Origin of the sequence: Flavobacterium pygoscelis (assembly GCF_023162025.1) — a bacterium.
In the GTDB taxonomy this organism is placed as follows: Bacteria; Bacteroidota; Bacteroidia; order Flavobacteriales; family Flavobacteriaceae; genus Flavobacterium; species Flavobacterium pygoscelis.
Map to the genome: position 1 here is coordinate 323,050 of NZ_JALNUB010000004.1, position 21,827 is coordinate 344,876.

At 32.4% G+C, this 21,827-nt stretch carries 16 protein-coding genes; 4 read left to right on the top strand and 12 right to left on the bottom strand.

Going from position 1 to position 21,827, the window contains the following annotated elements; translation table 11 throughout:
* Nucleotides 1-31: 31 nt before the first annotated feature.
* Complete coding sequence (gene scpA / locus MW871_RS08140) at nucleotides 32-2,173, top strand: methylmalonyl-CoA mutase (protein WP_248428204.1); 2,142 nt, start codon at nucleotides 32-34, stop codon at nucleotides 2,171-2,173.
* 72 nt (nucleotides 2,174-2,245) lie between these two features.
* Here the strand turns inward: scpA and MW871_RS08145 are convergent, their stop codons facing one another.
* The 5 genes from MW871_RS08145 to dapF form a co-directional block, all read right to left on the bottom strand.
* Nucleotides 2,246-2,887 carry a peptidoglycan-binding protein LysM gene (locus MW871_RS08145; RefSeq protein ID WP_188049636.1) on the bottom strand — a complete coding sequence of 214 codons (642 nt, stop codon included), beginning with the start codon at nucleotides 2,885-2,887 and terminating at the stop codon, nucleotides 2,246-2,248.
* A 96-nt stretch (nucleotides 2,888-2,983) separates the two neighbouring features.
* Nucleotides 2,984-3,853, bottom strand: a complete 870-nt coding sequence (locus MW871_RS08150) for a DUF2279 domain-containing protein (RefSeq protein ID WP_248428205.1) — start codon at nucleotides 3,851-3,853, stop codon at nucleotides 2,984-2,986.
* Nucleotides 3,854-3,903: 50 nt separating this feature from the next.
* Complete coding sequence (mltG, locus tag MW871_RS08155; RefSeq protein ID WP_248428206.1) at nucleotides 3,904-4,944, bottom strand: endolytic transglycosylase MltG; 1,041 nt, start codon at nucleotides 4,942-4,944, stop codon at nucleotides 3,904-3,906.
* A 64-nt stretch (nucleotides 4,945-5,008) separates the two neighbouring features.
* Complete coding sequence (locus tag MW871_RS08160; RefSeq protein WP_248428207.1) at nucleotides 5,009-5,542, bottom strand: GNAT family N-acetyltransferase; 534 nt, start codon at nucleotides 5,540-5,542, stop codon at nucleotides 5,009-5,011.
* 10 nt (nucleotides 5,543-5,552) lie between these two features.
* The gene (dapF, locus tag MW871_RS08165; protein ID WP_248428208.1) at nucleotides 5,553-6,335 is read right to left on the bottom strand and encodes a diaminopimelate epimerase; all 783 of its coding nucleotides are present in this window, start codon (nucleotides 6,333-6,335) and stop codon (nucleotides 5,553-5,555) included.
* 136 nt (nucleotides 6,336-6,471) lie between these two features.
* Here dapF and MW871_RS08170 point away from each other — a divergent pair, with 136 nt between their 5' ends.
* Nucleotides 6,472-7,872, top strand: a complete 1,401-nt coding sequence (locus MW871_RS08170; RefSeq protein WP_188049631.1) for a trypsin-like peptidase domain-containing protein — start codon at nucleotides 6,472-6,474, stop codon at nucleotides 7,870-7,872.
* Between the two features lie 132 nt (nucleotides 7,873-8,004).
* Here the strand turns inward: MW871_RS08170 and MW871_RS08175 are convergent, their stop codons facing one another.
* Complete coding sequence (locus tag MW871_RS08175; protein WP_248428209.1) at nucleotides 8,005-8,364, bottom strand: helix-turn-helix transcriptional regulator; 360 nt, start codon at nucleotides 8,362-8,364, stop codon at nucleotides 8,005-8,007.
* Nucleotides 8,365-8,594: 230 nt separating this feature from the next.
* On the opposite strand from MW871_RS08175, the gene MW871_RS08180 reads away from it, so the two are divergent.
* The gene (locus MW871_RS08180; RefSeq protein ID WP_188049629.1) at nucleotides 8,595-10,043 is read left to right on the top strand and encodes a glyceraldehyde-3-phosphate dehydrogenase; all 1,449 of its coding nucleotides are present in this window, start codon (nucleotides 8,595-8,597) and stop codon (nucleotides 10,041-10,043) included.
* A gap of 211 nt (nucleotides 10,044-10,254) precedes the next feature.
* On the opposite strand, the gene MW871_RS08185 is transcribed toward MW871_RS08180, so the two are convergent.
* The 3 genes from MW871_RS08185 to MW871_RS08195 all read right to left on the bottom strand — a co-directional run bounded on the left by MW871_RS08185 (nucleotide 10,255) and on the right by MW871_RS08195 (nucleotide 13,313).
* The gene (locus MW871_RS08185) at nucleotides 10,255-11,661 is read right to left on the bottom strand and encodes an APC family permease (RefSeq protein ID WP_248428210.1); all 1,407 of its coding nucleotides are present in this window, start codon (nucleotides 11,659-11,661) and stop codon (nucleotides 10,255-10,257) included.
* Nucleotides 11,662-11,875: 214 nt separating this feature from the next.
* The gene (locus MW871_RS08190) at nucleotides 11,876-12,103 is read right to left on the bottom strand and encodes a CDGSH iron-sulfur domain-containing protein (protein WP_188049627.1); all 228 of its coding nucleotides are present in this window, start codon (nucleotides 12,101-12,103) and stop codon (nucleotides 11,876-11,878) included.
* 205 nt (nucleotides 12,104-12,308) lie between these two features.
* On the bottom strand, nucleotides 12,309-13,313 hold the full coding sequence (locus MW871_RS08195) for a TlpA family protein disulfide reductase (protein WP_248428211.1): 1,005 nt from the start codon (nucleotides 13,311-13,313) through the stop codon (nucleotides 12,309-12,311).
* Between the two features lie 325 nt (nucleotides 13,314-13,638).
* Here MW871_RS08195 and MW871_RS08200 point away from each other — a divergent pair, with 325 nt between their 5' ends.
* Nucleotides 13,639-14,148 (top strand): pyridoxamine 5'-phosphate oxidase family protein, encoded by a 510-nt coding sequence (locus MW871_RS08200; RefSeq protein WP_248428212.1) that lies wholly within the window; start codon nucleotides 13,639-13,641, stop codon nucleotides 14,146-14,148.
* Between the two features lie 48 nt (nucleotides 14,149-14,196).
* Here MW871_RS08200 and MW871_RS08205 read toward each other — a convergent pair whose 3' ends face one another.
* The 3 genes from MW871_RS08205 to MW871_RS08215 form a co-directional block, all read right to left on the bottom strand.
* Nucleotides 14,197-15,567 (bottom strand): C40 family peptidase, encoded by a 1,371-nt coding sequence (locus MW871_RS08205; protein WP_248428213.1) that lies wholly within the window; start codon nucleotides 15,565-15,567, stop codon nucleotides 14,197-14,199.
* A gap of 630 nt (nucleotides 15,568-16,197) precedes the next feature.
* Complete coding sequence (locus MW871_RS08210; protein ID WP_248428214.1) at nucleotides 16,198-18,459, bottom strand: aconitate hydratase; 2,262 nt, start codon at nucleotides 18,457-18,459, stop codon at nucleotides 16,198-16,200.
* Between the two features lie 240 nt (nucleotides 18,460-18,699).
* Entirely contained in the window at nucleotides 18,700-21,471 is a 2,772-nt protein-coding gene (locus MW871_RS08215; RefSeq protein ID WP_248428215.1) for a bifunctional aconitate hydratase 2/2-methylisocitrate dehydratase, read from the bottom strand.
* Nucleotides 21,472-21,827 lie beyond the last annotated feature (356 nt).

Consider the following 21,827-nt stretch of genomic DNA (forward strand, 5'->3'; position numbering starts at 1 on the left):
GATTAGCAAGTTTTAATTTGGCAAAATAGAAATGAGAAAAGACATACAACATATAAAACTAGGACAGCCTGAAGATAAAGCAGTACGTGCAGACGAAAAAAGTTTTCTAACTGCTGAAAATATTGAACTCAAACAAACCTACTCCGAAAAAGATACAGAGAATCTTCATCATCTTGATTTTGGAGCTGGCTTTGCGCCAAATTTACGCGGACCTTATGCCACTATGTATGTTCGAAGACCCTGGACAGTTCGTCAATATGCGGGATTTTCAACAGCGGAGGAAAGTAACGCTTTTTACAGAAGAAATTTAGCGGCTGGTCAAAAAGGACTTTCTATCGCTTTTGATTTACCTACACATCGTGGCTATGATTCCGATCATGAGCGCGTAGTTGGTGATGTAGGAAAAGCTGGTGTTGCTATCGACTCTGTGGAAGATATGAAAGTATTATTCGACCAAATTCCGTTAGATGAAATGTCTGTTTCTATGACGATGAACGGGGCCGTTTTACCAATTATGGCTTTCTATATAGTAGCTGCCGAAGAACAAGGAGTGAAACCGGAATTACTTTCTGGAACGATTCAAAATGATATTTTGAAAGAGTTTATGGTGCGTAATACGTATATTTATCCGCCAACGCCGTCTATGAAAATCATTGCTGATATCTTTGAATATACCAGTAAAAAAATGCCGAAATTTAATTCAATTTCAATTTCTGGATACCACATGCAAGAAGCGGGAGCTACTGCTGACATTGAATTGGCTTACACCTTAGCGGACGGATTAGAATACATTAGAACTGGTTTAGCAACCGGAATGAAAATTGACGAATTTGCACCAAGATTATCGTTTTTCTGGGCAATTGGAATGAACCATTTTATGGAAATTGCCAAAATGCGTGCAGGAAGAATGATATGGGCAAAATTGGTCAAACAATTTGAACCAAAAGATGATAAATCTTTAGCTCTTAGAACGCATTGCCAAACTTCTGGTTGGAGTTTAACTGAACAAGATCCTTTTAACAATGTAGCACGAACTTGTATTGAAGCAGCAGCAGCAGCATTTGGAGGAACACAATCGCTACACACCAATGCGCTGGATGAAGCTATTGCATTACCAACCGATTTTTCTGCTAGAATTGCTAGAAATACACAATTGTATTTACAAGAGGAAACAAAAATCACTAAAACAGTAGATCCTTGGGCAGGAAGTTACTATGTAGAAAGTTTGACCAATGAAATCGCTGAAAATGCTTGGAAACTAATAGAAGAGGTTGAGGAATTGGGAGGAATGACCAAAGCAATCGAATCTGGAATTCCAAAATTGCGCATAGAAGAAGCAGCTGCAAGGAAACAAGCACGTATTGATAGTGGACAAGATATTATAGTTGGAGTCAATCAATATCGATTAGAAAAAGAAGACCCTTTGCAAATATTGGATGTAGATAACCAAATGGTTCGCAAACAACAATTAGAGCAATTAGACCGCATTAAGGCCACTAGAGATTCTGAAAAAGTGCAAAATTCTCTAAAAAAATTAATACTATGTGCTCAAACTGGCGAAGGTAATTTACTAGATTTAGCTGTTGACGCTGCTCGAAATAGAACCACATTAGGTGAAATTAGCGATGCATTAGAAACAGTTTTCGGAAGATATAAAGCACAAATTAAATCCTTTAGCGGTGTGTATAGTAAAGAGATAAAAGACGACAAAAGTTTTGAAAAAGCAAAACAAATGGCCGACGAATTTGCTAAGCAAGAAGGGCGTAGACCTCGAATAATGATAGCAAAAATGGGGCAAGATGGTCACGATCGCGGAGCCAAAGTTGTTGCTACTGGTTACGCTGATGTTGGTTTTGATGTTGACATAGGTCCTCTTTTTCAAACCCCTGAGGAAGCAGCAAAACAGGCCATAGAAAATGATGTTCACATTTTAGGTGTTTCTTCATTAGCAGCAGGACATAAAACATTAGTTCCTCAAGTGATAGCAGAGCTTAAAAAATATGGTCGCGAAGATATAATGGTAGTTGTTGGAGGAGTGATTCCCGCACAAGATTACCAGTTTTTGTTTGACTCTGGTGCTGTAGCGGTTTTTGGACCTGGAACAAAAATCAGTGAAGCAGCAATTAAAATATTAGAAATTTTAATGGGAAGTTTTGAAGAAAGCAAAGAATAATATTTTTACTGTTTTAAAAAAAAGAAGGCTATCAAATAATGATAGCCTTCTTTTTTTATTCTATATACTATTTTAAATATTTTTTGCTTTTGCATTTACGTCAGCAACAATGAATGAAGTATCATAGCCACCAAACATTTTCATATAACTTCTTATTGAAGTTCCATAGGCATCCGTAAAATTGCGTTTTCCATTGTAACGAAAGAATTTCTTTACAGAACCAGCACCACCAAGATGAGCAGCTGCTAATATTCCTGATTCTGTAATGCGAAGACCATTCATGACAGTACCTTCGTATTTTTCAATTTCATTTTTTAATTCCCATTTGTTCTTAGCTAAAAGAGCCAAAAAAGCTTTTTCTTGCAATTCAGGACTATTCAGAAAAGCAACCCTATCATTAATACCAACAGATTTTAATGTTTCAATACCAAATTGGTATTTACCCATATAACCTAAGGAATTAATTTTTTTGTATTTGCTTTCTGATTCTTTAAAGCCAACTGCTTCTCTGAAACCAACAAAGAAATTACCAGTAAAAGGAATACTTAAATTAGTGTACTCCTCCGCTTCTTGAGATGGATATAAGTAGTGTGTACCATCTTCTTCATTTATTAGAAACCAGGGGTGGGTTTCTAAATTAGCAGGTTTAAAACCTAAACTTAAAAAAACTGTAATAACAGTTAGACTTGTATAAAAATACCATTTCTTTATCATAAATTGTTTTTCTTCAAACGCTGTCCCGTTATGAAATTTCTACGTGCAAAGATACAATAAAATTATTTATACTGATAATCAGATAGTTAAAGTTTTCTAAAAATAGATTAAGTGGTATTTTACATCGTTAAAACGCTTAAACTCAATTGTTGGGGCTGGAACCTTAATAGTATTTATAACAGAAAAAAGAGTTTTAAGTAAAGAAGAATTTGTGTTAATTTTTGTAAGATTAATATCTAAACTTAGATAAAACTGCCTAAATGGCCTTGTACCAGTTGAAGAATAAATACTATTATTTTTTTGATTTGCTGAAATCATTGCTTCTGCTCCATAACCAACAGCCAGATTTAGCCATTTAGGAATTTTAGTTCCTTTTGCAAAAGAATATAAATTAAAGGAAAGCCAATATGTCTGACCATTATAATCCTTTAGAATTTGTTCAGAAAAAGAACTTCCTAAAACATCAGGTCTTAAATCAGCATATTTTGTAGTGTGAAAAGAGAATTTTGGGGATATACGTTGTTCGTTCCAGATTAACTCTTGTGAAACATATAAAGCCGTTCCCGAAGCATTCGCTATAATATCTCCAGTAGAGGCTCCCCATTGTGATGAATATCCATCTAGTACCTCAACAGCGGTAAGAAATACAAATCCCACACCCGATCCGTAGAGTAACTGTTTTCTCTTAGAAACTCCACTCCATTTTAGCATTTCTGAACTCAATCGACCCAAATGGTAGGAAGAAAATGCATGCCCTGCTTTATCCATTTGAAGCCAGTCTGAATTGTCATTTATAAAATGAAAATTTGATCTGGGATAATCAGCATACCAAAGTTGATTTAAACCGATCAAAGTTCCCGCACCAATTGCAATTTCTGAAATAAGAACAGTATTTTTTCTGATATGATTTAAAGAATCTGATGGCCTTAATGTATTTTCAAATGGACTCTTTTGAGAATAGCCCATTTGAAAATATATTAAAATAAAAAAAAGAAGTGGTACTTTAAATTTCAAAACTATCTTTTGACTCCTTGACTGTTAATCCAGTCAGAATATTTTTTTGCATTTAAATTATGCTCTGCTAATGTAGCTGCAAATTCATGATATCCAAAACGTTCAATACTTGCACAAAAATAAATAAAGTCATTTTTCTCTGGGTTCAATACGGCTTCAAGAGCAGTAATATCAGGCATAGCAATAGGCCCTGGAGGAAGTCCCAAATTTTTATAAGTATTATAAGGATGACTCATTGTCAAGTCATTATAAAAAACTCTTTTAATAATTTGCTCAAAATCATTCGATTTCTTTTTGATGGCATAAATTACCGTAGGATCAGCCTGAAGTGGCATTCCTGCTCTTAAACGATTTAAATAAACACCTGCAATCCTTGGTCTTTCGTCTTTTTTAACCGATTCTTTATGAACGATAGAAGCTAATATTGTTGCTTCAATTGGGGTTAAACCTTGTTTTTCTGCTTTAGCCACTCTTTCCTTAGTCCAAAAACTACGGTATTCCTTGATCATTTTATCACGGAACTTAACCGCAGTGGTGTTCCAGTATACTTCGTAAGTATTTGGAATAAACATCGCTAACACATTTTCTTCATTAAATCCGTTTTCCTTTAAAAAAATAGAATCTTTAAAAGAAGTAAGTAGGGAAAGACTGTCTGCTTCTATTTGCGAACCCACACGTCCGGCTAAATCCTCAATACGCTCTTGATTATTAAAAGCTAATTTCACAGCAGAATTAAGTCTCATTGTTTTTACTAGCGCAAAACTATTCATGTCTTTTGTTAATAAAAAACGACCTGGAATCACATTGTCGGAATACCCTCGTTTATCTGCAACCAAATCAAAACGATCCATGTTTTCTACGTAAGGTGCAAGTATTTTTTGTACATCCTTATAGTTAGAATCAGTAGGAACATATACATACACTTCGTTTTCTGAGAATTTTGTATTCGGCGAAAAAATTTGGTTTAAGAGAATAAATCCGTAAATTAATAATACCGTTATTAAAGCAACAGCTACTATTGTTATAATTTTTTTTAATTTCATTTGTGGCATTTTATTTTGTAGAATATCTATTTAAAAGCTTTGGTAACTGATTTTTAAATAAAAATCAGAAAGTAGTATTGATCAATTGAAAAAGAGCTTCGTCTTTGTATTTTCCTTTTACAAAAGTCCATTCTTTTTTCACACCAATCATTTCGAATCCAAATTTAGTAAAAAGTGCATTACTTGCTACATTTTCAGTACCAATATTTGCATATAATTGATGTAAATTTAAATTAGAAAATGCATATTCAATTAATAGCTCTAATGCTTCAGAACCAATGTTTTGATTTCTGTTTTCAGCGCCTTGTAAAACAATACCCACTCCTGCTCTATTATTTTTTGGATCAAAATCAAATAAATCTACTAATCCTAATGCTGGAAAATCTTGATCTTTGCAAATAGCCAAACGCAATTGCTTGGCTTCGTAAATATCTTGATGTGCATTCTCTAAATATTGTTTCACTAAAAAACGACTATATGGGGTGTGCGTATTACTAACTTCCCAAATAGTTTGGTCATTTTCTATTGCATAAATAAACTCTAAATCATTTGGTTCTAATGCACGAAGATAAATAGTACTGCCTTTTAATGTTTTCATTTTTACGTTATTAAATTTCAATAATTCCATTAAAAACGAATTTTGCCGGCCCTTTAAGCATTACTTTTTTGAAAACAGAATCCTCTTTTACAAAAGAAACGATTAATTTACCACCTTCTACATTCAAATTTATAGTACAAGAATCTGTTTTACCCAGTACATTCATTGCTATAGCAACTGCGGTAGCACCTGTTCCGCAAGATAGTGTTTCATCTTCTACGCCTCTTTCATAAGTTCTTAAAGTAAAAGTACTTTCGTCAATTTGATTGACAAAATTGATATTACTTCCTTCTTTTCCATACAATTCACTGTATCTGATTTGAGAACCGTTTTCTTTTACATTATACTGTTCTAAATTGTTGACTAACTGAACATGATGTGGAGATCCTGTATTAAGGAATACAAATTCCGGATTAACATTCACATCAGAAACATCAATCATTTGAAGTGCAACTAATCCATCGTCACTAATATGAGCATGATGTAAGCCATCTGTTGCCATGAAAGTAGTTGTTTTTTGGATCACATTTAATTTTTTAGCAAAAGCAACTAGACATCTACCTCCATTACCGCACATTGAACTTTGATTACCATCAGAATTGTAATAGACCATTTTAAAATCTGTTTCGGTATCGTTTTCCAACAAAATCAAGCCGTCTGCACCGATGCCAAAACGTCTGTCACACAATTGAGCAATTAGTTTTGTATTCTCTTTTGGAAAAAATTTGGTGCGATTATCTACCATTACAAAGTCATTGCCTGTTCCTTGGTATTTAAAAAATTCTAATTGCATTTTAGGATGTATTAATTTACACAAAAGTACGAACTATTAATGAAATGTTAATCATTGTTAAAGAGCGTTAAACTAGAAATTATGGAATGATTTTAGTGTTAATTTTACGTATAAAATATTTTAAAACGAATTTAATATGAAAAAATTTTCAACACTTTTATTGGTTTCGTTATTAAGTGGAACAGTAACGCTTGGCGCTTACAAAGTATTATTTGACACAAATGGTTATTTTTCTCAGCAGAAAAATGGAACCGTAACCACTGCTCCAGATTCTTATTCTAAAAAAATAGGATTATCAGCTGATGTGCTCGATTTTACTGAAGCTGCAGATAAGACAATTCATACCGTTGTTCACGTTAAGAACGTTTCTAGAAGAACGGTAAGCAATCCGATCTTAGAATATTTTTATGGATACAAAGGAGGACAATCTCAAGAACAAGTAGGAACAGGATCTGGAGTAATAATTTCAGAAGATGGATATATTGTTACTAATAATCATGTAATACAAGGAGCATCTGAAATTCAAATTACCTTGAATAATAAAAAATCGTATCAGGCAAAATTGATCGGAACCGATTCAAAAATGGATATTGCCTTATTGAAGATTGATGCTAATGAAAAATTACCGTACACCGTTTTTGCCAATTCAGATTCTGTTAAAGTTGGAGAGTGGGTTTTAGCAGTAGGAAATCCTTATAATTTAACCTCAACAGTAACTGCCGGAATTGTATCAGCGAAAGCGCGAGACCTTAACACTAGCGGAATACAATCGTTTATACAAACAGATGCGGCTGTAAATCCTGGGAATAGTGGTGGTGCATTAGTAAATACTCGTGGCGAATTAATTGGTATTAATACCATGATTTCTTCGATGACAGGATCGTATGTTGGATATTCATTTGCTGTACCGTCCAACATTGCAAGAAAAATAATCGAAGACTTGATGGAATTTGGTAATGTTCAAAGAGGAATTTTAGGTGTTGAAGGTGGGGAATTAAACGGAATCGCATCTAAAGAATTAGGTATTTCTCAAACACAAGGTTTTTACATTAATAAGGTAACTAAAAATTCTGGTGCCGAAAAATCTGGATTAACAAAAGGAGATGTTATCATCAAATTAGACGATCAAAGCATTGCCACTTTTGCAGATCTTTCTGGATACATTAATACAAAAAGACCCAATGATAAAATACAAGTTACTTATATTAGAAATGGAAGTACAAAGGTCGTTCCTGTAATTCTAAGTAAAAATGAATTTTTTAGTACTGAATTTAAAGGAATCGAATTAGAAAATTTAGACGCAGCAGACAAAAAGAAATTTAAAATTGATTATGGTGTCAAAATAAAATCGATCACAAGTGAAAACTTGAAACAATATGATGCTGAATTAAGAGGAAATATAATCTTGAGCATTGATAATGTAAAAGCAACAGATATTGAAACTGTGGCTAAGATTATTAATAAAAAAGAAGAAAATCAAACTGTACGTTTAGAAATGATTAATAAAAATGGAGAAGTAATCCGTGTTATTATTTAAACTAAAATAAAGTTATTGTTAAATACCAAATTGTAATTAAGTCTCCTAAATTTATTTTTAGGAGACTTTTTTTTTAATTATTACAAGTAACTTTTAAGCAATATGTTTTTTAAACTTTCTTAATAAAATAAATCATGTATTTATATTTAAATTATTTTCTTGTTTTCCGTATCGACTTCCTAACTTATTTTTCAATCTTTGTTTTGATTTCTTTATCGCTTCAATGGTAACACCTAACAATTCAGCTATTTCACTATTACTAAAATTAAGTTTTTGCAATAATAAAATACGCATATTAGAATCGGTAATTTCTTTAAATTCAGATAAAATCATTTGATAAAAATCAGGAAACTCTTTTTTAAATTCCCTTTTAAAGAGTAACCAATTATTTTCTGTCATCAAATGAGACTCTAATAGAGCAGTTAATTTTCCGTTTTTTTCTTCCAAATAATAGGAAGAAGAGTGTTGAATAGCACTAATTTCACTTTTCAATTTTTTAATTTGAATATTCTTATTTTTTAAATAATCAATTTGCGTGTTTAAATTTACTTATAGCTGAAATCATAAATCATATTTTTAAACTTTCAAGAGTAACACAAATTTAAAATGACAAATATTTTTTTATAAATATTTCGAAAAACAAGTTACGAAATCGATTGAAATGGGTACTTTTGCACCAAATTTTAAAAAAGACACTAACTTATTTTCATTAAATTTTCAACATGGCTACTACAACTTTATACGAAAAAGAAGTCTCTTTTCAAGCCGACAGGCGACGTGCAGGAGTAAAACTTATCAAAATCATTAGTGATTTATGGTACGATAAATCCATAGAAATGGTTTTATTCCGCAATCAATTAATAGATCGAAATGTAAGCGATATCATCAACCTACATGGTTATGCTGGTGAATTCGTTGGAAAACCAATTTCTATCTTCGATTCTGTTAAAATTGCAAAAGCTATTTTAGAATTGGATCTACCACCTGCTAAACTAGATATCGGAAAACTAGCCTATGAATTTGCTTTAGAAGAAGACAAATATCCTGATGCCAAATATTTTGTTATTGACAAATTAAAAAATGCAAAAAACTCTGAGGAAATTCATCCAAAAGATGTGGTTTTGTATGGTTTTGGTAGAATTGGTCGATTATTGGCTAGAGAATTAATGTCAAAAACAGGTAAAGGAAGCCAGTTAAGATTGAGAGCTATTGTAACACGTGATAAAAATGATGCTACAACACTTGAAAAAAGAGCTTCTTTATTAAGATATGATTCGATTCATGGTGATTTTGAAGGCTCAGTAACTGCTGATATAGAGAACAATGCTTTGATTATCAATGGAACAACTGTACATATTATTACAGCTAATTCTCCAGAAGAAATTGATTATACTCTTTATGGAATCGACAAAGCTTTAGTTATTGACAATACGGGTGCATTTACTACTCACGAAGCTTTAAGCAGACATTTGGTATCAAAAGGTGCTGATAAGGTATTATTAACAGCTCCTGGAAAAGGGGTTCCAAATATTGTTCATGGAGTTAATCAGAACGAATATAATCCTGACGAAATTGATATTTTTTCTGCAGCTTCTTGTACAACTAATGCAATCACTCCTATTTTAAAAGCAGTTGAAGACACATTAGGCGTAGTAAAAGGACATTTAGAAACTATTCATGCCTACACAAATGACCAAAATTTAGTAGACAACATGCATAAAAAGTACCGTCGCGGAAGAGCAGCGGCTTTGAACATGGTAATTACTGAAACAGGGGCTGGAAGTGCTGTTGCAAAAGCACTACCGTCTCTAGAAGGAAAACTAACCTCAAATGCAATTCGAGTTCCTGTTCCTAACGGTTCATTAGTAGTTTTGAATCTTGAAGTTTCAAAAGCGACTTCAGTTACTGAAATCAATGCGATAATGAAAAAATATGCTCTAGAAGGAGAACTTGTTGAGCAAATTAAATATTCAATGAATAATGAGTTGGTTTCTTCAGATATTGTTGGAACTTCTCAACCTGCCATTTATGACAGTAATGCTACTATAGTTTCAAAAGATGGTAACAATATTGTTTTATACATATGGTATGATAACGAATACGGTTACAGCCACCAAGTAATAAGATTAGCAAAATATATTGCTAAAGTAAGACGTTTTACTTACTACTAGCCAATTATATACAGGTTGTAGATACTGATTGTTATTTTTAGTCTTAATCCTTATGCTAAATAAAAATAATAATACAATCTAAATTAAATATAAAATCCGTCTCGTTTTAATAACGGGACGGATTTTTTAGTTAATTTATTTATACATCAAAAATAAAAACCTCTCACGAACTAAAGTTAAATAGATGATCGTTTATAACTAGATAGAAAAACTATTCTTTTGCTTTGGTTAGATAATATATTGGAATCCCAGCTAACATTATTAGCACACCCCAACCGCAAGTGCTTGTTTTTACAATTAATAATGCAATACAAATTGCTGTAGAAACCACAATGTAAAATCCTGGTAAAAAAGGATAACCAAAAGCTCTATAAGGACGTTCTACATTTGGTAACTTCCTGCGAAGGATGAATATTCCTAATATAGTTAGCATGTAGAAAATCAAAACTACGATAACCACAAAATCTAATAAATCTCCATATTTTCCAGTCAAACATAACACAGAAGCCCAAAGACATTGTACCCAAATCGACCAAGCTGGAACACTTGCTTTATTAAGTTGAGCGGCTTTTTTGAAAAACAGACCATCTTGAGCCATCGTATAATAGACCCTTGCTCCTGCCATGATCATTCCGTTGTTACAAGCAAAAGTGGAAATCATAATCATTACCGCAATTAGAAATGTTCCTATCGGACCAAAGATATATTGCGACGCTACAACTGCAACTCTATCAGACTCGGCTGTTGCAATGCCTTGCATAGGCACAACTGCTAGATACATTAAATTTGCTAGCAGGTAAATTACACAAACGATAACTGTCCCTAGGAATAAACTCAAACCTACATTCCGTTTAGGGTTTTTAATCTCGCCTGCAATAAAGGTAACTCCCTCCCAAGCTCCACTTGAGAATAGTGAACCGACTAATGCTGCAGATATAGCAGAAATCAATGCCATACCGCTTATTGGCAACCAGTTCCCAGTTTCTACATTGAACGATTGCGAAGCCCAAGCATTGGTCCAGTTTGCATCCCATACCTCAGCCTTAGCTGCCATGAAACCAAAAATTATTAAACCCGCCAATGAAACAATCTTAATCAAAGTAAGAACTGTTTGCAATATTTTAGAGTTTTTTACACCGCGACTATTAATATAACTCAAAAAAATAATGGTAATTATAGAGAGAACTTGCGCAGCATTTAGCTTAAAACTTCCTATTTCGTATAAAATATTTTTATCACTTAAAGGCGCGTATAAATAAGCTGAAAATTTTGCAAAAGCAACGCCAACTGCGGCAATAGTACCTGTTTGAATTACAGCGAAGAAACTCCAACCGTATAAAAAACCAACTAACTTTCCGTATGCTTCCTTGATATAGACATATTGCCCTCCTGCCTTTGGAAACATCGCACTCAATTCTCCATAACTTACAGCTGCAATAACTGTAATCACACCAGTAAGAACCCACATAGCAATAAGCCAACCTGCAGATCCTAATTGGCGCACCATGTCTGAACTTACAATAAAGATTCCTGAGCCAATCATGGATCCTACAACGAGCATTGTTCCGTCTAGTAATCCTAATTCTCTTTTAAAATCTTTGGGTTTATTTTCTTCCATTTAATCGTTTTTGGTTTTGGTTTCGATAAAGATATATCTTTTTTTAAAAATGCAAATCATAAAAGTAAATCACATTACATCAAGCAAAAAAAATGTAACAAAAAAAGACGCTATCTTTACCAATAGTGGAAGATAGCGTCTATTATTCTATATTAATCCAAAATGCAGACAGGATTATTTAAATTTATAAAAGAAATATTTAGAAATAAATCTTTTATTTTGCTTTAACCGGTGGCAAATCAAATGCTAAGGCATCATGTTCAAATGCATTGCGGTGCGAACCATCACAAAAAGGTTTGTTTTTAGATAAACCACAACGACAAAGTCCTAGAGCAGTTCTTCCCTCTAATCCGTATACATTACCATCAGCATCTGTTATTTCAAAATCTCCTTCGATTTTTATAGATCCATTACGATTAATTGTAAGTTTTGTTTTGCTCATACTATTTTATTTTTTTAATGTCCAAAGATTGTAATTATAAGTTGATCAATCAAGACCGTTTAAGTTTTTTATAACCGCTTGCCACAATTTACAACGGTTCTATTTAATAAAAAAAACCACCAAAATTAAATTTTGATGGTTTTAATCGAGAGTAGTTATTAAAAAGATAAATCATCATTTTAATAACTACCTCAACCTAATTACATTATTGTAATAAAGCGTCAAACTCAGCCTCAATTGTAGGACTAGAAGGACGTTGTGCATCGGCTTTAACTATTTTTCCATTGGGATCAATTAATATAAATCTAGGAATTCCTGTTATATTATAGTCTTTAACAAATTGAGAATTCCAGTCATTATCAGCAAAAACTTGTACGCCACCTAATTCTTTATCTTTAATTAATTTGCGCCATTTTTCTACGTCCTTTAATTGATCAATTGATAAACTTACAAACACAATATTTTTTTGATGGTATTTTTCCTCTAATTTTTTTAAAAATGGAATTTCAGCACGACATGGAGCACACCAAGTTGCCCAAACATCAATATATACATATTTACCTCTAAAATCCTCTAATTTAGTTTTCCCTCCTTTATAATTGTCATACTCAAAAGTTGGAGACATAGCGCCATCCATTTTTTTAGTTTTCATTGCTTCATCATAATATTTTGCCATACTCACCAATGACTTATCAATATTTTTCTTTTGCAATGTTACAAAATTGGCATCTAATTTTTTGTTGTCCAATACTAGTAAATCAGCAATTTTTTTATCATTTATGCTTTTAGTGAAAATCTCTTCAGATGAAGCCAAAAGTGAATCGTAATCATATGCTGCATCTTTTATAGCGTTTTGCGCTAATATATTATTCTCTAAAGCTCCTTTACCACTATAAACAATAGATTCATCAAATTTCTTAGCATCCATTTTTAAACTTAGATCATATCCGTTCTTCAAAAATAATTGCGTGTATTCTTTACCATCAAACAACATATAAAACCCTTCCTCTACAGGAAATGAATCTTTAAAAAAACCATCTTTATTTACTGAAATCTTTTTTATTTCTTTTCCGTTGTTGCTGTCTAAGAAACTTATAGCATCGGTATTTCTGTTCGCAATTTCAGCTTTAAAAGACAAAGCAGTTTTAGATTGTCCTATCACATTTGCAGTAGTAATAAATGTTAATGCGATAAAAAGTAATTTTCTCATTGAGTTATAATTTTATTATTCGCTCCAAAAATAATTTATTAAAATTAAGTCATATTATTAATTAACATAAAATTAATGATAACTATTCCTTATAACATCTTTTTTAATAAAATATATAAATAGAATTTATAAATTAATAGATATCCTTTATTTAAATTCTAAAAAATGACATAAAATCTCATCAGATATTATATTTGTTTTTAAAATTCTAAATATTATAAAATTGAAAATATCACATCAAATTGTGTAATGTTTTTTAAGATTAAGTTCACCAACTTTGTAATCAAGCATATAAATAATTGTTGAAACATAAAAAAAAAATATCATGAGCGATAATGAAACTAAACACACAATTGAAGGCGTTGATAAATTGAAAGAACTAGTAGAAGCGATTCGTATTTGTCTTTTTTCAACTAAACTAAAAACTCAAGATGGTGCAACTACAAGACCAATGAGTGCTGTAAAGGTATGTGATAAAGGAAATATTTATTTTTTTAATCAAAAAGACAGTGATAAAAATAAAGAAATTGAGGAAGACCCAAAAGTTCAATTATTTTTTTCACATCCTGCTAAGGGAAGCTATTTAGTAGTTAATGGAACTGCATCAATTACTACAGATCGAAAAAAGATTGAAGAATTATGGAATCCTGCAGTAGAAATCTGGTTTGAAAAAGGAAAAGACGATCCTAACATATCTATTATAAAAGTTACTCCATCCAGCGCCTATTTTTGGGATACTGATGGCAATCAAATGATCAATATCTTAAAGATGGCAGCATCATTTGTTACTGGAACTAATTTAGTGAGTGGTTCTGAAGGGGAAATTGTAATTTAATAAAAAAACGCTCTACAAGTAGAGCGTTTTTTTTTATTTCCAATAAGTCTATTGAAGAACTCGATTGATCTGAGTGAAATTTTTCTGATAATATTTTTCTTTAGTAGATGAAATGATAACTCCACTACTCACAGAGGAATGAATAAACTTAATTTCACCTTCATTAACTTCAACAACCATTCCTACATGGTTAATTTGACTTCTTCCATTTGTTTTAAAGAAAATTAAATCGCCTTTTTGTGCTTCTTCTGTATTAATTTTAGTTCCAATTCCAGATTGTTCTCGAGAAGTTCTTGGCAACTTGATATCAAAAGCTCCAAAAGTTGTACACATAAGTCCTGAGCAATCAAACCCAGATTTTGTTGTTCCTCCTGTGCGGTAACGTGAACCTATATTTTGTGAAGCACTTTCAATTAATTCATCCAGAAACTCATGATCAAATGTTGGTTTTATTGAATTATTAAAATCAATCTTAGTATTTTGTATAGTTGCTTTAGCATCTGCTACTGCATTATTTTCTAAAGATAGATTAGCAGCAGTTATACTCAATTTATGACCTACAAGGAGTTTATTTTTTATCTCCGGATTCTGTCTTTCTAACTCCTTAACTGTTATTCCATATTCTTTTGCAATTGCAAATTTTGTTTCCTTTGGCATCACTTCTCTAATTATAGTATTCAAAGAATTATTTTCTTTAATAACATCTATAGAAGCTACCATATTAGTATCATTTTTTATCTCCTGCTTATTTGTATCCATTGCTATTTCAGCAACTACATTTCCAGGTATAAAAACTTTTTGCCCCACTTTAAGAGATTTAACTCCTAATCCTGGATTGACTTTGTCAAAATCCTTAATGGTGATTCCGTATTTTTTTGTAATGGAGTATTTAGTTTCTTTAGGTAAAACTTCCCAAATAAAAGTAGATGATGACACAACTGGAGTAGCAGCAATTTCTTGCTTTATTACAACATCTTTTGTTGATTCAGATACAACATCAACAGTAATTGCGTTAGCTGGAATATTTATTTTTTGCCCAATTTTTAAATCTGAAGAAGCAAGAGTTGGATTAATTTGATTTAATTCTTTAATACTTATTCCATATTGCTTTGCTATACCATAAAGGGTTTCTTTAGCTTGAACTTGATGTTCTTTTCCAGTATAGTTTTGAGCAACTTGACTTGAAGTGGTAACTGTCTTAGTTGAAGAGGCAACAGGTATTAATAATATTGAATTTAGTTTTAGAAGATTTTTAGCTTTGGGATTTAATTTTAAAATCGCACTTTGCTTTACTTCATATTTCTCTGCAATGCTGGATATAGTTTCTCCTTTTACGATAGTGTGTTTTGTTATTTTTTCTTGTGAAAAAAGCACGATGCTATTTAAAAAAACTAGTATTACAATTACTCTTAAACTCATATTCATTTATTTCAAATTACTTATCCCTGGATATTTTTATGACGATTTCGGGATATAATTATTAAATTTCGTCATTATGAATTTCTAAAAAAATTAGGAAATTCTCTACATAAAATTGCTTTATAACTTCATAGAAAATATCTATTGACTATTGTACAAACAGTAGAATTCTAATAAATGCTAATATAGAATTATTTATCAAAAAACGCACTATTTTGTTTCATAATTTTTAAACATTCTTATATAATAACGGTATTTTCAAGTTTTTCCGCTGTTTTTTGAATATTTCAATAGCCTTAAACTATAATATACTTAGATTTTTATTTTTTATTACTATAGTACTAACTTTATCATAATAAATCGGTATTCTTAAATAAAAGAACTAATCAAGGATTAAAAAAACATTCTTTTTTTTATAAATAAAATTAGACTCATGAATTCATTGTGGTTTTGTGAAAAAGAAAATGAGTCAAAACCTTTTAAAAATAATGTGAAAAAAATTCAAAATTAAATGTAAAAAAAATGTTTAGTACTTAATTTGCAGTTTTTAAAAAACAACAAACCAAGTCCTAAACACTTTATATTGTAATAATATTTTTTTTTTAAAAGATCAATTTAAGATTTTTTAAATTATGCTTCAGCTGCAATTAAATTTAGTGCCGAACCAGCAACAAACCAACCAATTTGTCCTTCATTATAGGTATGATTTGCCATTATAACATCTGTTGTTCCATCAGCATGGACAAATTCTAATGTTAATTGTTTTTCTGGAGCAAATTCTAGTAAATCTAAGAAATTTATAGTGTCATCTTCCTGAATTTTATCATAATCAGCTTCGTTGGCAAAAGTCAATCCTAACATTCCTTGTTTTTTAAGGTTTGTTTCGTGAATTCGAGCAAAAGACTTAACCAAAACCGCTTTAACACCAAGAAAACGAGGTTCCATAGCAGCATGTTCACGAGAGGAACCTTCACCATAATTATGATCTCCCACAACTACTGAAGGAACTCCAGCCGCTTTATAAGAACGTGCTACCGAAGGAACAGTATCATAAATACCTGTTAACTGATTCTTAACTGTATTTGGTTTTTGATTGAAGGCGTTAATAGCACCAATCAACATATTATTCGAAATATTATCTAAATGTCCACGGAAACGCAACCACGGTCCAGCCATAGAAATATGATCTGTTGTACATTTTCCAAAAGCTTTGATAAGCAATTTAGCCCCTGTAATGTTTTTTCCATCCCAAGGTGCAAATGGAGCCAATAACTGTAAACGTTCTGAATCTGGATTTACAGAAACTACTATATTCGAACCATCGTGAGCTGGTGCTTGAAAACCAGGATCAACCACATCAAATCCGTTAGGTGGCAACTCATCTCCAGTTGGTTCTTCTAAACGCACTTCTTCACCATCTTCGTTAATTAAAGTATCTGTCAAAGGATTAAACCCTAAATCTCCTGCAATTGCCATAGCAGTAACTAATTCTGGAGACCCTACAAAAGCTAATGTATTTGGATTACCATCCGCTCTTTTTGAGAAATTACGGTTAAAAGAATGCACAATTGTATTTCTTTCTTCTTTCTCTGCTCCTTCTCTATCCCACATTCCGATGCAAGGTCCGCATGCATTTGCAAAAACAGTAGCACCAATTTTCTCGAAAGTATCAATAAATCCGTCACGTTCGATTGTGTAACGAATAGTTTCAGAACCTGGATTTATAGTAAACTGCGCTTTTGTTTTTAACTTTTTATCTGCAACTTGTCGTGCTAAAGAAGCTGCACGTGAAATATCTTCGTAAGAAGAGTTAGTACAAGAACCAATTAAGCCAACTTGAATTTGCAATGGCCAATCATTTTTAATAGCTTCTTCTTTCATTTTAGAGATTGGAGTGGCTAAATCAGGAGTAAATGGACCATTTAAATGAGGCTCTAATTCAGATAAATTAATCTCGATTACTTGGTCAAAATATTTCTCTGGCTCGGCATAAACTTCAGGATCACCAGTTAAATAAGGAGCAATTTTGTCTGCAGCATCGGCAACATCAGCTCTATTAGTCGCACGTAAATAACGCCCCATCGAATCATCGTAACCAAAGGTTGAAGTGGTAGCTCCAATTTCAGCACCCATATTACAAATGGTACCTTTACCAGTACAAGACATTGCTATCGCTCCTTCACCAAAATATTCAACAATAGCACCAGTTCCTCCTTTTACAGTCAGAATACCAGCTACTTTTAAAATAACATCTTTTGGTGCAGTCCAACCGGATAGTTTACCAGTTAATTTTACTCCAATTAATTTAGGAAATTTTAATTCCCAAGCCATTCCTGACATAACATCTACTGCATCAGCTCCACCAACACCAATGGCAACCATTCCTAAACCACCTGCATTAACCGTGTGAGAATCGGTACCAATCATCATTCCGCCTGGGAAAGCATAATTTTCAAGAACTACTTGGTGAATAATTCCAGCTCCTGGCTTCCAAAAACCGATACCATATTTATTAGAAACTGATGATAAGAAATCAAAAACTTCATTACTTTGTGTTTTGGCTCTAGCCAAATCTTTCTCTGCTCCTACTTTTGCTTGAATTAAGTGGTCGCAATGTACCGTAGTAGGAACTGCTACTTTGGGTTTTCCAGCGTGCATAAATTGCAATAATGCCATTTGTGCAGTTGCATCTTGACAAGCGACTCTATCCGGAGCAAAGTCAACATAATCAGTCCCTCGCGTAAAAGCCTGAGTAGGTTTTCCTTCCCAAAGGTGATTGTACAAAATTTTCTCAGTTAAAGTAAGTGGACGACCAACTATTTTTCGTGCTTCGTCAACACGACTTGTCATGTTATCATACACTTTTTTAATCATTTCAATATCAAAAGCCATAGTATATAGGTATAATTATTATTCATTTTTTAAACACTACAAGTTACAAAAAAATAGTATAGCTCACAAAAGTTAGGAGTCTGAATATTTCTAAACAAAAAGTTAAACTACTGAATGTTATTTAATCACAAATAATCAAGATAAAGAATAATCAAAATGAATTTGCATTTTAGCAAAGTGTAAAAACAAAAAAAGCCTGAATTAAATCAGGCTTTTAAATAATATATAAAATATAGAATATTATTTAACTAACAATTTATAAGAAGGTGCAAATTGAGTTAAATTAATTCCTTTTACTGCCGTTTTATATTCATCTATTGTAGGTGTTCTACCTAAAATAGTCGAAAGCACTACTACAGGAGTTGATGAAAGTAACGACTCCCCTTTTTTACCTTCACTATCCTCAACAACTCTTCCTTGAAAAAGACGTGTAGAAGTTGCCATTACAGTATCTCCTTTTGCTGCTTTTTCTTGGTTACCCATACAAAGGTTACAACCAGGACGTTCTAAATATAACATCTTTTCATATGAAGTACGAGCAACACCTTTTGGAGCATTATCATTGAATTCAAAACCAGAATATTTTTGTAAAATATCCCAATCTCCTTCAGCTTTAAGCTCATCTACAATATTATAAGTAGGAGGCGCTACAACTAATGGTGCTTTAAACTCAACTTTACCATATTGTTCGTCAATATTCTTAAGCATTTGAGCCAAAATTTTCATATCACCTTTATGTACCATGCAAGATCCAACAAATCCAAGATCTACTTTTTTCACTCCACCATAAAAAGACAACGGTCTAATGGTATCGTGCGTGTATCTTTTAGAAACGTCAGCATTGTTAACGTCTGGATCTGCAATCATTGGCTCATTGACTATATCTAAATCAATAACAACTTCAGCATAATATTTAGCATTTGCATCCGGTACTAAAGCTGGTTTTACACCTGATTTAATTTCCTCGATTCTGTTATTTGCTATATTGATCAATCCTTGAAGGACTTGTTTTTCATTATCCATCCCTTTATCGATCATGATTTGAATTCTACCTCTTGCAATTGCAAGTGATTGAATCAAAGTATCATCTTCAGAAATACAAATAGAAGCTTTCGCTTTCATTTCTGCAGTCCAGTCTGTAAAAGTAAAGGCTTGATCTGCAGTCAAAGTACCTAAATGAACTTCAATAATTCTTCCTTGGAAAACATTCTCTCCACCAAAAGTTTTAAGCATTTGAGATTGTGTAGCATGAACCACATCACGGAAATCCATGTAAGTTTTCATTTCTCCTTTGAAAGTAACTTTTACAGATTCCGGAATTGGCATTGAAGCTTCACCAGTAGCCAGTGCCAATGCAACTGTTCCTGAATCTGCACCAAAAGCAACCCCTTTGGACATTCTTGTATGAGAGTCACCACCAATGATAATTGCCCACTCATCTACAGTAATATCATTTAAAACCTTATGTATAACATCGGTCATTGCAGGATAAACTCCTTTTGGATCACGTGCAGTAATCAAACCGAAGTCATTCATAAATTTCATTAATCGAGGAATATTTGCTTTCGATTTATTATCCCAAACGGAAGCAGTATGACAACCTGATTGGTAAGCACCGTCAACGATTGGAGAAATAACTGTAGCAGCCATAGACTCTAATTCCTGAGAAGTCATCAAACCAGTGGTGTCTTGCGAACCTACAATATTTACAGTAACACGAACATCAGAACCAGCGTGTAAAACTTTACCCGGAGTATTTCCAACTGCATTTTTATTAAATATTTTTTCTACAGCCGTAAGACCCTGCTCTTCAATAGTAACTTCTTTCGATGGTGCAAATACTGGCACAATACCAATACCTAAAACCTTTGATGCAAAAGTTTGCAGTTTTTTTCCAAATACAATTGCATACGAACCACCCGCTTTTATAAACTCCATTTTCTGAGGAGTAAACGCCTTAGAAATATCGATTAATTCTTGATCGCCATTGTATAATTTCTTAGTTTTTGTATTAATAGTAAGTACTGTTCCGGTAGCAACAGAATAGGCTTCCTCTAAAATAACATCACCATTTTCATTACGAATTGCATTGCCGTTTTCATCTAGTTTTTTAACCCAGTTTTTAAGATCCAAACCAATACCGCCCGTAACATCAACAGTGGTTAGGAAAATAGGAGAAATTCCATTTGTTCCTGCAACAATAGGAGCAACATTAATAAATGGAACATAAGGACTTGCTTGTTTTCCTGTCCAAAGTGCCACGTTATTTACACCCGACATCCTTGAAGAACCCACACCCATAGTTCCTTTTTCAGCAATTAACATCACACTTTTATCTGGATGCTGCATTTGTAAAACTCTGATTTCATCTTGAGCTTCAGGAGAAATTAAACATTTCCCGTGCAATTCTCGATCCGATCTTGAGTGCGCTTGATTTCCTGGAGAAAGTAAATCTGTTGAGATATCTCCCTCACCAGCTATGTAAGTAACTACTTTAATTTCTTCAACTACTTCTGGAAGTTTAGTAAAAAATTCCGCTTTAGCATAACTTTCTAAAATTGCTGCAGCAATAGCATTTCCTTCTTTGAAAGCTACTTCTAAACGATTTGTATCTGCTTCGTATAAGAAAAATTGTGTTTTAAGAACTTCCGCAGCATCATTTGCAATAGCAGCATCATTCCCTAAAGCTAAATCTAGCAAAACCTCTATAGAAGGACCACCTTTCATATGAGATAATAACTCAAAAGCAAAAACAGGAGTAATTTCTTTAACGACTGCTGTTCCTAAAATAATTTCCTTTAGAAATACCGCTTTTACAGCAGCAGCAGGAGTAGTTCCAGGCACTACATTATAAATAAAGAACTTAAGAGACTCTTCTCTATTGGCATTATCTATTTCTTTAATTTGTGCAATGATTGCGCTTAGCAATTCAGAACCATCAATTGGCTTAGGATGAAGACCCTGAGCTTTTCTTTCTTCGATTTCTTTGAGATAATCGTTATAAATGTTCATAATAGCAGTATTTCAATGTTAAAGGCAGATTATTCTGATTGACTCAAAATAAAAAACCAAATAGTTAGGTTTTTTTTATTGTTATGCAAATTTAGTTATTTCATATGATATTAGAAAGAATTTAATAAAACACATCTTTCCAAAAATTATTATTATTAAATAGCCAAATTCATTGTATAAAGTTGCGAAAAAATCAAAATAATTGTTTTAAATTATAATATTATCATTGAATTTACTAATCTCTTTTACTATCTGTAATAGTAGTATTTTAGCTTGACACTTTAAAAAATTTATAAATAAAAAACTGGAATTGCATTTTATTAAAATACAATTCCAGTTTTTTATTTTTGTTTATT